The sequence below is a fragment of the Thiomicrorhabdus indica genome, from assembly GCF_004293625.1.
In the GTDB taxonomy this organism is placed as follows: Bacteria; Pseudomonadota; Gammaproteobacteria; order Thiomicrospirales; family Thiomicrospiraceae; genus Thiomicrorhabdus; species Thiomicrorhabdus indica.
In genome coordinates this window covers 504,320-517,163 of sequence record NZ_CP033040.1, presented here as the reverse complement: position 1 = coordinate 517,163, position 12,844 = coordinate 504,320, and the positions used below count along the sequence as shown (strand labels likewise).

9 protein-coding genes are annotated in these 12,844 nt (G+C 42.6%); 5 read left to right on the top strand and 4 right to left on the bottom strand.

Translation table 11 applies throughout. The annotated features are described in order from the left end of the window. Positions 1-407: 407 nt before the first annotated feature. The 4 genes from D9T12_RS02100 to D9T12_RS02085 all read left to right on the top strand — a co-directional run bounded on the left by D9T12_RS02100 (position 408) and on the right by D9T12_RS02085 (position 8,295). Entirely contained in the window at positions 408-1,577 is a 1,170-nt protein-coding gene (locus D9T12_RS02100) for an efflux RND transporter periplasmic adaptor subunit (RefSeq protein ID WP_130536625.1), read from the top strand. 5 nt (positions 1,578-1,582) lie between these two features. Beyond that, complete coding sequence (locus D9T12_RS02095) at positions 1,583-4,687, top strand: efflux RND transporter permease subunit (protein ID WP_130536624.1); 3,105 nt, start codon at positions 1,583-1,585, stop codon at positions 4,685-4,687. A gap of 138 nt (positions 4,688-4,825) precedes the next feature. Next, positions 4,826-6,796 carry a PAS domain-containing sensor histidine kinase gene (locus D9T12_RS02090; protein WP_130536623.1) on the top strand — a complete coding sequence of 657 codons (1,971 nt, stop codon included), beginning with the start codon at positions 4,826-4,828 and terminating at the stop codon, positions 6,794-6,796. After that, on the top strand, positions 6,796-8,295 hold the full coding sequence (locus tag D9T12_RS02085) for a diguanylate cyclase (RefSeq protein WP_130536622.1): 1,500 nt from the start codon (positions 6,796-6,798) through the stop codon (positions 8,293-8,295). Before D9T12_RS02090 ends, D9T12_RS02085 begins: the two co-directional genes overlap by 1 nt. A 37-nt stretch (positions 8,296-8,332) precedes the next feature. Here the strand turns inward: D9T12_RS02085 and proB are convergent, their stop codons facing one another. The 4 genes from proB to rplU form a co-directional block, all read right to left on the bottom strand. Next, complete coding sequence (proB, locus tag D9T12_RS02080; protein ID WP_130536621.1) at positions 8,333-9,460, bottom strand: glutamate 5-kinase; 1,128 nt, start codon at positions 9,458-9,460, stop codon at positions 8,333-8,335. A gap of 44 nt (positions 9,461-9,504) precedes the next feature. Continuing rightward, positions 9,505-10,611: an Obg family GTPase CgtA gene (gene cgtA / locus D9T12_RS02075; RefSeq protein WP_130536620.1), complete on the bottom strand. Its 1,107-nt coding sequence runs from the start codon at positions 10,609-10,611 to the stop codon at positions 9,505-9,507. Between the two features lie 307 nt (positions 10,612-10,918). Beyond that, the gene (rpmA, locus tag D9T12_RS02070) at positions 10,919-11,176 is read right to left on the bottom strand and encodes a 50S ribosomal protein L27 (protein ID WP_130536619.1); all 258 of its coding nucleotides are present in this window, start codon (positions 11,174-11,176) and stop codon (positions 10,919-10,921) included. Between the two features lie 100 nt (positions 11,177-11,276). Beyond that, a complete protein-coding gene (rplU, locus tag D9T12_RS02065; protein WP_130536618.1) occupies positions 11,277-11,591 on the bottom strand; it encodes a 50S ribosomal protein L21 in 315 nt (104 codons plus the stop codon). A 279-nt stretch (positions 11,592-11,870) separates the two neighbouring features. Between rplU and ispB the strand changes: the two genes are divergently transcribed. Continuing rightward, a complete protein-coding gene (gene ispB / locus D9T12_RS02060; RefSeq protein ID WP_130538486.1) occupies positions 11,871-12,836 on the top strand; it encodes an octaprenyl diphosphate synthase in 966 nt (321 codons plus the stop codon). Positions 12,837-12,844 lie beyond the last annotated feature (8 nt).

Sequence of the window (12,844 nt, the reverse complement as noted above, 5' to 3'; positions counted from 1 at the left end):
TCCTCAAGACCCAAGACTTAAATTTCCCAAGAAAATTTTATGGTGAATTTATTGAGAATCGCTTGCATTCAAAAAACATAGATGATTAAATTCCCTCATTCGTTATATTCTCCAGGGAATAACGGTAAATCAAAAAATGAATTCCGACAATCCATTGTTGTGACTCTCTGTTTAGGCGCTTTGAGTCGATTAGAATTCATTTTCAACGACTGCGTTCACCCCCTATTGCTCCGCGACGCACGTTCAAAACCTCACTGAAGTAATCCGAGTTATTTCAGTGAGGTTCCCTTCTCTCTACAAATATGAAAAAAATATGTATCCCGAACGTATCTGATTGCATCTGTGCGACACTTCGCGCATAGTTTATCTTCACAAAAATATAAGAAATCTTTTTAGAGGCAAATCGCATGATTCGGTCGTTTTTTTTGGGGCATCACACATCTTTTTTTCACACGTTATTCGTCGTTATGGTTTTATTTACAAGCGTACCATCACCGACACTTGCAAATAACACCAAAACTTTTCCTGTTGTTGTCGCCCCTGTAATCTTTGAAAGTAAGACTCAGCCATTAGAAGTTTTGGGCACTCTCAGAGCAAAACAATCCATTGAGCTTAGGGCGAATGTTAGCGAACGCCTTGATAAGATTTTTATTCGAGATGGTCAAACTGTCACAAAAGGGCAACTGCTATTTGAACTCAGTGATCAAGAAGAATTGGCAACACTGGCTAAAGCGAAAATTGTCGCCGCTGAAGCAAAACGTCAATTCGAGCGCGCTCGCAAGTTACGTGGTCAAGGCAACATTACCGAAGCAACAATTGATGAGCTAAAGGCCATCTGGAAAACGGCAGAATCCGAAATCAATATTATTCAGACTCAAATCGATGAACGCCTTATCAAAGCCCCTTTTAATGGCACAATTGGTCTAATCGATGTCAGTGTTGGGGATTTAGTCTCCAGTGACACCACCTTAACCACGCTTGATGACAGTTCAAATCTTTTTTTAGATATGGATATCCCTAGCCAATATCGAAATGACTTGAAGATTGGACAAGCAATTAAAGTCTATGGTCCTAGCCCAGCAACGCTGGATAGTGCTTATCAAACCGAAAGCAAAGAAGTTTTTGCTGAAATCATCGCCATTAGCCCACGGCTCAACCCTCAAACTCGATTATTACAAGTCCGTGCACTGATTAAAAAGCCAAAAGACTTAAAAAGTGGCATGATTATCAAAAGCCAAATCAAGCTCACACCGAAAGCCAAACTCTGGATTCCCAACAGTGCCATTTTAATGGTCGGTGAACGTAAATATGTGTACCGTTTGAAAGACGCAAATCTTGCGGTCTCATCTCACTCCTATGGCGTGGAAAAAGTCGAAGTTCAAATTGGCCAGCGCTTACATCAATTCACCGAAATCATGCAAGGCCTTACAGAAGGCGATATTTTGGTCAGTCAAGGGGTGATTCGTATGTCGCCAAAAAGTCAGGTCAGTATTAAAGCAATTGAGGGACAAACACCCGACGATAAATTACTGACTCAGACTGAAACACAACCTGATTCTTCTAAAACTGCGGAGTAGCCGATATGATCTTGTCTGATACTTCGGTCAAACGCCCTATTTTAGCGTTTGTGGTTTCAACCTTATTACTCGCTTTTGGTTTAATTTCTTTTGAACGCATGAGTTTGCGGGAATATCCAAATATCGACCCTCCCATTGTTACCATTGATACCAAATACCTCGGAGCCTCGGCAACGGTGGTGGAAAACCGCATTACCAAGCTGATTGAAAACCGGATTTCAGGGGTCAATGGTATTAAATACATCTCCTCAACCTCTGAGGATGGACGCTCTAAAATCACCGTAGAATTCTCATTGGAACGAGATATTGATGCAGCGGCTAATGACCTGCGCGACCGAGTTTCCAAAGTATTGGACAACTTACCTGAACAAGCAGATCCACCTGAAGTGGAAAAAGCCGATGGCGATGAAAGCGTCATCATGTGGTTTAACCTTGCCAGCGACCGCCTAGATGTCACTGAACTGACTGACTATGCTGAGCGCTATGTAGTCGATCAGTTTTCTGTGCTGGATGGCGTGGCACGAGTGCGTGTTGGTGGGGGGCAATCCTATGCACTACGCATCTGGCTCGACCCATTAAAAATGGCCAGTTACGGTATCACTACGACCAATGTCGAATCTCGCTTGCGTGAAGCCAATGTTGAATTACCGGCCGGTAATCTTCAGGGCAAAAACACCATGTTAACCGTTCAGGTACAAAAACCTTTCTCCACCGTGGAGCAAATTGAAAACCTTGTCATTGACTCACAAAACACCTCTCAAATTCGCTTAAAAGAAATCGCTCGAGTCCAATTAGGCGCAATTGAAACTCGCCGTGCATTCCGTGGAAACGGTGTGCCAATGGTCGGTGTCGGGATTATTAAACAATCCACGGCCAATACCTTAACCGTTGCCAAATTAGCCAAAGTAAAAAAAGAACAGGTTAATCGAATGTTACCGGCCGGTATGTCTTTGGAAGACAGTTATGATGCTTCGATATTCGTTGCTAGCGCGGTCAATGAAGTCTACAAAACTCTATTTATCGCTTTGGCACTGGTCGCACTGGTCATGCTCGTGTTTTTACGAAGCCTTAAGGCCGCAATCATTCCACTCGTGACACTACCCATATCCATCCTAGCCACTTTCTGGCTGCTCTATCAGTTTGGCTTCACAATCAACCTGCTGACCCTGTTAGCTCTGGTTTTAGCGATCGGTTTAGTCGTAGACGACGCAATTGTCGTGCTAGAAAATATTCAACGACACATTGAACACGGTCATCACCCTCTGAGCTCTGCTTATTTAGGTGCGCGCCAAGTCGGCTTTGCGGTTATTGCAACCACTTTAGTATTGATTTCAGTCTTTATGCCGATTGGTTTTTTAGAAGGGAATATCGGACGCTTATTTACCGAATTTGCCGTCACGCTATCCGTCGCAGTAATTCTATCAAGCTGGGTAGCGCTAACACTTTCACCTGCGCTGGCATCAAAAATTCTCTCTAGCAATCAAACGAAGCAACGCTCTTCTCACTCCAACCGTGGATTAAAACGAATCTTTGGAAAGCTTTTGAAAACCAACCTTCGTTATCCTTGGATTATTTTTAGTATTTTAGTGGCCTTAATCGCAGCTCTGGTTTGGCAAGCACCAAAAGTACCACAAGAGCTAGTACCTAAAGAAGATCGAGGCGCCTTCTTTGTATCGGTGAAAGGACCTGAAGGAGCGAGTTTCGAATATATGAATCAATATATGGAAGAAATTGAACGTCGTCTTAGTCCTTGGATTGAACAAGGATATGTCAAACGTTTACTGATTCGCACCCCTCGTTCGTTTGGCAACAGTCAAGTCTTTAACACAGGCTTTGCAATCATCGTACTTGAAGACTGGAGTAAACGCCCTAACGCCTACAAGATGATGGCCGACGTACGCGAACGGCTTAAAGACTTAACCGGTGTTAAAGCCTTTCCTATCATGCGATCAGGCATCGGTGGCAGAATCTCAAAACCGGTTCAATTTGTCGTTAGCGGCAATAGTTACGAAGAGCTTGCACAGTGGCAACAAATTATGGATAAAGCGCTGGCCGAGAACAACCCAGGCTTGCTAGGCGGTGATTGGGACTACGACCCAAGTAAACCACAACTCAAAATACATATTGATTATGATCAAGCCGATGTACTCGGTATTGACCAGAAAACGCTGAGCGAAACTCTTCAAGTATTGTTAGGTTCAAAAACCGTCACGACCTTTCCCTTTAAAGGAGAAGAAATCGATATTTTACTTGAGGCTGAACACAAAGAATTACAAGCACCTCATGACTTAAATAATATTTATTTGCAATCCGACAGTGGCGATATGATTTCACTTGGACAGATTGTTTCGTTTGAACAATTTGCGGCTCCCTCAACACTGAACCGCTACAACCGAATGCGCTCGATTACTTATTCAGCCAATCTCGATGAAGGTTTACCGCTAGCACAAGCGCTAGAGCATTTAGAAATGCTCGTAAAGCAAGAGCTTCCAAGTCACGCGATTATCAGTTACAAAGGCCAGTCTTTAGAATTTCAGGAATCAAGTAGCAACATGACGTTTACTTTTATGTTTGCATTAAGCGTGATTTTCTTGGTGTTGGCGGCACAATTTGAAAGCTTCAAGTCTCCACTAGTGATTATGCTTGGCGTACCTTTAGCGCTTGCAGGTGGTTTAATTGCAATGCTCGTGCATGAAATCAGCCTCAATATCTTTAGTCAAATTGCCTTGATACTCCTGCTCGGATTAGCGACTAAAAACGGAATTTTGATTGTCGAATTTGCCAACCAATTACGGGACAAAGGCAAAAGTCTCTATCACGCTTTGATTCAGGCAACTCAACAGCGATTACGCCCTATTTTAATGACCACTATTACCACTTGTGCAGGCGCTGTACCGTTGATCTTTTCATCAGGTGCCGGTGCGGAAACGCGTCAAATCTTAGGGTATATATTGATTTGGGGAGTCGCTTTTTCAACCTTATTAAGCCTGTTTTTAATCCCCGCACTATACGCTCTGATTGCGAAGCATACCCACACACCACAATATACGACACAGCGTTTAAACAGAATTTTAAAATCAGAGAAAAAAAGCCTCCCTTCAAACGAGTAGAAACTCTCGGAGTTGAGGTCGATGCTAGTTTTTCGGTGTGTTTTTCGCTAGACTGAAATACATCCATGCGCAAGCATCGCATCATTCACGTAAACATTACCGGCCGGTAATGTTTACGGTTCTACTAGGGAATTAAGAATGGAATTCATAAAAAAACAAAAGTTCTATGCCTTTTCTGTTTTATTCCTTTCTACTCTCTTGATATGCATTCTAATTTGGCTCAACCACAGTTCCCTAAAGCTTCAACAGCAAAGTGTTCAATCTTGGAAACAATACTCTGAAAATGAACTCAAAATTACAGAGTCTCTTAATACCCTGCACCAGACTCTCGGCTATGAAGGGTTTATTCATCACTACAAAAATTATCTAATCCGGCAAACACCCGGTGATCTTGCGCAACTGCGCCTCGATATTCGAAATGTCAAGAATGCACTGAGAAATCTCGAACAATTGTTAAACCACCCTGATGAATTGGTCGCATTGGATCAGCTCAACTATATTTTTGGCCGTTATGTTGGCTATGTCGATGAAATGGAGCGCCTGATTGCAAAGAATACCCCCGTCCAAACCATTGACCGGCTGGTAAAAATAAATGAACCCACAGCAACTCTCGCACTAGAAATGCTGAACGAAAGCATAAAGCGCCGCCTTAAAGCCGCTCAAGAAAATAACCAGGCTCAACTCGATAAAAGCCTTTCCTTATCGGTACTGAATTATATTTTGATGCTACCAATTGTAGGTATGATGTTTTACATCTTATACATGTTCAAAAAATCACAATCATTAATTGAACAAGCCCACCAATCGAATACAAAATTAACTCAACTATTCAATACAACACCCGATCCAACACTTTTCATTGATGTAACAGGAAATATTGTTCGAATTAACAATAAAGCGTTGGATTACTTTGGATTCAGTAAACAACAACTGTTACAAATGAATATCAAATATCTTCTGGGGGATAATTTCATTCGCCCGATCTTGGATAATCTCTCGAACTCAATGGATCCTAAAGATCTTCCAGATGGGCTAATCAATGAAGGCCATCCGATTAAAATAAAGCTTGCCAATGAGCAAACATCTTCCGTTCAGGTTCAACTAAGCTGCTGGCAAGATCATGAGGATATTTTAATTATTGCCTCAATACGTGATGTTTCAAAAGAACTTGAAGACCGGGAAAAACTAAGAGAAAGTAGCCGCGAACTCGCCGCTAGTATGCAAAAACTTCAGCACATTACCCATCACCTTGCAGAATCAGAAAAAATGGCCGCCTTAGGAACACTTGTAGCAGGCGTTTCTCATGAAATAAATACCCCCTTAGGCGTTAGCTTGACAGCGATTACCCACATGTCAGATCAACTCCAGAATACTAAATCTGATTTTGTTAACGATAATCTAACGTTTGAGCAACTGGAAGAACACCTAAATGGCCAGCTCGAAACTGCTCAATTAATCACTCGCAACCTCGAACAAGCTGCTAATTTGATTAATAACTTCAAGCAAGTCGCCATTGATCAGACTCAAACTGAATTTCGTGAATTTCAATTATGTGCATATATCGATGACACTTTAACGAGCTTAAAACCTAGTTTCAAACACAAATCAATTCAAGTACGATTTGACTGTGACTCAGACACAGCCATGCTAAGTTATCCTGGCGCACTCTCTCAAATCATCAACAACTTAGTAATGAATGCGGTAAACCACGCATTTGAAAGCCACAGTACAAATGTTATCACCTTACAAACTCTCGTCGACCTTCCTCAAAACCAAGTTATTCTCCGTATCAGCGACAACGGTTGTGGCATGTCGGCAGAGGTTCAAAAGCATATTTTTGAACCTTTCTACACCACTGCTCGATCAAATGGAGGTAGTGGCTTAGGATTAAATATTGTGTACAATCTAGTAACACAGCTTCTACAAGGAGATATTCGTGTTGAAAGTGAACCGGATCACGGGACGGATGTATTTATAATACTGCCTCAAAAAATAGAAAAAAGACAAAACACCGATTCACAAGATGCATTATTATCAGATCTTAAGCAACCTAAAATAGATCCTAATAAAGTTGCGAGAAAGCCACTTGAATCAGGCGGGAGACAATAATGAGCAGCAATACAGCAAGAGCATTAAAGCTTCGTCATAGAGAGCCAATCGCTGAAAAATTCGAGCGTCTGAACTCTTCATGGAAAGTATTAGTTGTGGATGATGAGAGCGAAGTCCACACAATTAGTCGATTGATTCTGAAAGATTTAAAGTTTGAAGGCCACTCTGTTGAGTTGCTCAATGCTTACAGCGGTGATCAAGCAAAAGAAATGCTCACCAAACACAATAATATCGCTTTAGTCTTACTTGATGTTGTCATGGAAACCGAGTCTGCTGGACTAGACTTAGTCGAGTTTATTCGTCATGATCTAGATAACAGTAGCATCCGCATCATTCTCCGCACGGGCCACCCTGGTCAAGCACCAGAATCACAAGTTATCTTTAACTATGACATCAATGACTATAAATCAAAGAATGAACTCACCGCTCGCAAGCTTGTCACCTCAGTTATCTCGGCACTCAGAGCTTATCGTAGCTTGAAAAACCTTGAATTAAGCCGACAAGGGCTAGAAATGATTCTTGATAGTACAGATTCATTATTTGAATTTGCTTCAATTGAAAAATTTGCCACCGGCGTGCTCTACCAACTGGCTAGCTTTCTTTCTACCGAACCGTCAGGGTTAATGTGCCTACAACCCCTCAATAATAATTTTCAATCGAAACTGGAAGTCGACCATTCTGTAAAGGTTGATGGCGAAATCCAAGTGATTGGCTCAATGGGTGCACTTCGCTTGGAAGTCGATATTGCTGGCAGCCAACACCCTGAACTTATTAAAAACTCGATTACTCTGGCAAAAGCTGCATTCATAGAACAAGAAACCATTTTTGAACACGGCCTAACCGCTTTATACGTCGGCTCAAAAACAAGCCAGCCTGCGGTTGCAATTTTGTATGGGGTGCCTGAGCTCTCTGAACAAGATAAATTCTTACTGGATCTCTATATTTCAAAAATCTCTTTAGCCTTGGCAAATATTATCCATTACAACAGTTATATCGAAGCGAACGACGCTGCTCGAACCGATGTTCTAACAGGTTTGCCTAACCGCAGAGATTATGTAGAAAGTGGTAAAAAATTTTTTGACGATCATCAAAAAGCCAAGCAACCAATGACTCTTGCAGTTCTAGATTTAGACGGTTTTAAACCTGTTAATGATAAATACGGCCATGACATAGGTGATTCTTTACTAAAAGCCTTTGCAAAATTCGTTGAACACTCTCTAAAATCAAGCGATTATTTTGCACGCATTGGTGGAGATGAATTTGCCGTAATTTTGCAAAATACTGATTGTGAGAGCGCTAAAAATATATTGCAACGATTATTGGAAGACTTGTTAAGCCACTCTTTCAATCTTGAAAAAATCGAGGTACCAATAAAAGTAGGAATGTCCATTGGCGCAGATTGTAGTTTTGAAGGAGGTTTTGATGAAATGTTTAAAAGAGCAGATTCAAGACTTTATGCTTCCAAGCAACAAGGTCGTAACTGCGTTACGATGAACTAATACCACTAGCTAATTCTGCATCCTTCGCCAAATATCGTTATGAATCAATCAGGACCAGATTATCTCGGTGGATAAGGGATTCATCTTCGGTATAACCAAGGATGGACTCAATTTGGTGAGATGCTTGACCCAAAATTTTTGCTGATTCATTGGCTGGGTAATTAATTAAACCACGAGCCACTTCTTGTCCAGATTCATCCACACACACGACCATTTCACCTCTCTGGAAATCACCCTGCTGTGCTCTGACACCGATGGGAAGTAAACTCTTGCCAGAATCTCGCAGAACCTTTACAGCACCCTTATCTAATATCAATCGACCTTTGGCTTGCAAATGCCCAGCTAACCATTGTTGGCGTGCAGATAAAGGCTCTAAATCAGGAATTAGCAGCGTACCTTTATTTTCACCAGCCAGTAAACGCGTCAAAATATTGGGTTCGCGCCCAGCAGCAATAATGGTTGCTGTCCCTGAGCGAGCAGCACGCTTGGCAGCCATGACTTTGGTATACATACCACCTTTGCCTAATGCTCCGCCCTCCGGGGAAGCCATGGCTTCAATATCTTTGCGGCTAACCTGCGCTTCTTCAATCAATTTTGCGTCAGGGTTGGTACGGGGATTGTCATCATACAAACCTTGCTGATCGGTCATAATGACCAACACATCGGCTCCCATCAAATTTGCTGTTAGAGCACCTAAAGTATCATTATCCCCAAAGCGAATTTCATCGGTCACTACCGCGTCATTTTCATTAATAATGGGAACAACACCATATTCCAATAAGGTTTCAACCGTGTTTTTAACATTCAGATAACGCTTGCGGTTCGACAAATCATCGTGCGTCATTAGAATTTGTGCAGTGTGAATGTCAAACCTCATGAACTTTGACTCATATGCCTGAATCAACCCCATTTGGCCAACAGAAGCCGCCGCTTGCAACTCATTCAACTGTTTCGGTCGTGTCTGCCATCCCAAACGTTTCATACCTTCTGCAACAGATCCAGAAGAAACAATCACCACTTCAATGCCTTGACGCTTAAGCTCAACCATCTGCTCAACCCACTGGCCAAGCGCTTGTTTATTTAAGCCCTTACCATCATCGGTCAGTAAAGCACTGCCAATTTTAATCACCCAACGTTTGGTATTTTTTAATTCAGACCGCTGCATACTAATGTTTCATCCAAACCTAATATCTAAATTTAAATTCGACTCTAGAAATCAAAATCTTCTTCAACTTGTCGATAGCCCTTTTCTTCAGCTTGCTGCTGTGCTTGAGCCGCTTGTAAATCTTCTTGTTCAAAGGCATCACGACGATTTTCAACCAAGGCTTGTGCAATGTCATTGACAAGCTGTTGCGTGCCCTCACGCGTGATTGCTGAGATGCGATACGTAGGGCCTTGCCATTCAATCTCTTCCACAATGCGCTGACAAACCTCTTCCGCCTCTTCTGGCAACATTAAATCGGTTTTGTTTAGCACCAACCAACGAGGTTTATCGACCAATTCATCGCTGTATTTTTCAAGCTCTTGTTGAATCACTCGAATATTTTCTACAGGATCTGAGTCATCAACCGGTGCAATATCCACAACGTGCAACAATAAACCGGTTCGCGCCAAATGCTTCAGGAATTGGATACCTAGCCCAGCACCTTCTGCTGCACCTTCAATCAAACCAGGAATATCGGCCATAACAAAACTGGTTTCCGGAGAGACCGCTACCACGCCTAAATTAGGGTAAAGCGTGGTAAAAGGATAATTGGCTACTTTTGGGCGTGCTGCCGAGACCGAAGAAATCAGGCTGGATTTACCCGCATTCGGCAAGCCAAGCAACCCGACATCTGCCAAAACTTTCATCTCTAAAGCAAGCTGACGCTCTTCACCCGGTTCACCCGGTGTGCATTGACGAGGTGTCCGGTTACGAGAACTTTTAAAGTGTACATTTCCTAGGCCGTGACGACCGCCTTCTGCGACAAGGAGCTTTTGACCATGTTCGGTTAAATCCCCCATGACCTCGTCAGCGTCTACGTCAACAACGGTTGTCCCAACTGGAACCAAAACAACCAAGTCATCACCGGCTGAACCTGTTTTTTGCTGCCCCATTCCTGACTGCCCGTTTTGTGCACGGTAATCACGGTTATAACGGAAATCAACTAATGTATTCAGATTACGATCGGCTTGCAAATAAACACTACCGCCATCACCGCCATCACCACCATTTGGTCCACCAAACGGAATATATTTTTCACGGCGAAAACTGACCACACCATTACCACCTCGGCCGGCAAAGACTCGAATACTGGCTTCATCAACAAATTGCATAGTTTTTTCCTTAGGCTTTAAAAGTGATGGGGGATAAAAAGTGACATTATTTTACCAGAGGCATGCCACGAGAAATGTTAGAAAATTGTGTTTCAAAAGGCGTAAAACTTCGCTACCGATGAATATTTCAAAAAGACGTTTCGAGCTCATCTCTGAGGACTCTCACAGGACATCCTTGCCCTGTGAAACTTTTTGGAATATTCATCGCTAGCAAAGCTTGAAAACACCAATCATCTTCCACAAACAAAAACGCCCCACCGAAAATATCGGTAGGGCGCTTTTCATTTGCAAAAATAATCAGTTTTGATTATTCAGCAACAACTGTTACGAAAGTACGTACAGGCTTACCTTTTGATACGAAAGCAACTTGACCGTCTGCTTTTGCAAAAAGAGTATCATCTTTACCACGACCAACGTTATCACCCGCGTGGAACTTAGTACCACGTTGACGAACAATGATGCTTCCCGCAGAAACCGCTTGACCACCGAATGCTTTCACACCCAATCGTTTGGCATTAGAATCGCGACCGTTTTTAGTACTACCTGCTGCTTTTTTGTGAGCCATAGCAATGTCCTTTTGTTCACAGAGCCGTCCCCTACTCAGAGCCAGCCGCTGTTTTAATTAATCTTTCTAAACAAACATACCTAATTTCTGGCAAACAGAATTAAGCAGTGATTTTACCAATTTTAACTTCTGTGAAGTTTTGACGGTGGCCTTGTTTCGTTTTCGAGCGGTTCTTACGACGACGGAACTTGATGATGGTCACTTTTTGACCACGACCGTTTGCTTCAACAGTGGCTGCAACCCTAGCACCTTCAAGAAGTGGTGCACCAACTTTAACGTCTGCGCCTTCACCTGCCATCAATACTTGGTCGAATTCAATCGCGTCACCGGCTTCTGCATTCAATGACTCAACACGAATCACATCACCTTCACGAACTCGATACTGCTTACCACCGGTTTTAATTACTGCGTACATTGATTATCTCCCGGATATCTATATCTTTTTAATAAGCCGCTAAATTTAGCGAAAGCCGGATTATATAGATTTCCATATACAAGGTCAACGCCAAAAACAAAATAAATTCAAATAGTTTTCAAACACTTGCGAGCTTCAGGCAAGGATTACCGGCCGGTCAAAATACGGCTTTGAATGAATCGCATATCCAACTGGTCAGAATCAGGGTTTCAGTCTAAAATAGTGACCCTTATTTTGAATAAATTCGCCACAAGCTAAAAGAGTCTTATGACAAGTCTTATGACCCTAAAAGAAATTCGCGCACTGATTGCAGACGATATTGACGCGGTTGACCAACTAATTTTAAACCGTCTTTCATCAGATGTTGTTCTGATTAATCAAATTGGTCACTACATTATTAATAGTGGTGGCAAACGTTTGCGACCTCTACTGGTCTTACTCAGCGCTCGCGCCTGTGGTTATCAAGGCACCGACCATCTTACCATGGCTGCAGTCATTGAATTTATCCACACCTCGACGTTATTACACGATGATGTTGTCGATGAATCCGATACGCGCCGAGGCAATCAAACGGCCAACGAGGTATGGGGGAATGCTGCCAGCGTTTTAGTCGGTGACTTCCTGTACTCTCGCTCTTTTGAAATGATGGTTGAACCGGGGATTATGCGTATTATGCAAGTCATGTCGGAGGCAACGAACGTCATTGCTGAAGGCGAAGTGCTACAACTACTGAACATTCATGATGCAGACACGACCGAAGAACGCTACATGGAGGTCATTCACCGTAAAACCGCAAAACTGTTTGAGGCCGCAACTCAAATGGGCCCAATCCTTACCGGCCGGACAGATTTAGAAGAAGCGTTTGTTTTATACGGTCGTCATCTTGGAGCAGCTTTCCAATTAATCGATGATGCGTTGGATTATTTGGCAGATGAGGAAGAACTTGGTAAAAACGTTGGCGATGATTTGGCGGAAGGCAAACCTACGCTACCGCTAATTTATGTGTTGCAAAATGGCAACGACAATGAGAAACAAATCATTCGTGAAGCCATTGAAAAAGACGGCGCTGAACGTTTAGAAGAAGTCACTGCCATCATCAAAAATAGTGGTGCCATTGCCTACACGCAGAAATTGGCACAAAGTGAAGCAGAAAAAGCCAAATCTGCTTTAGCTTCTCTAGAGGCATCAGAACTTAAAGAAGCTCTTAAAAGCTTAGCGGACCTCGCGGTTCATCGCACTCACTAAAGCTCTAT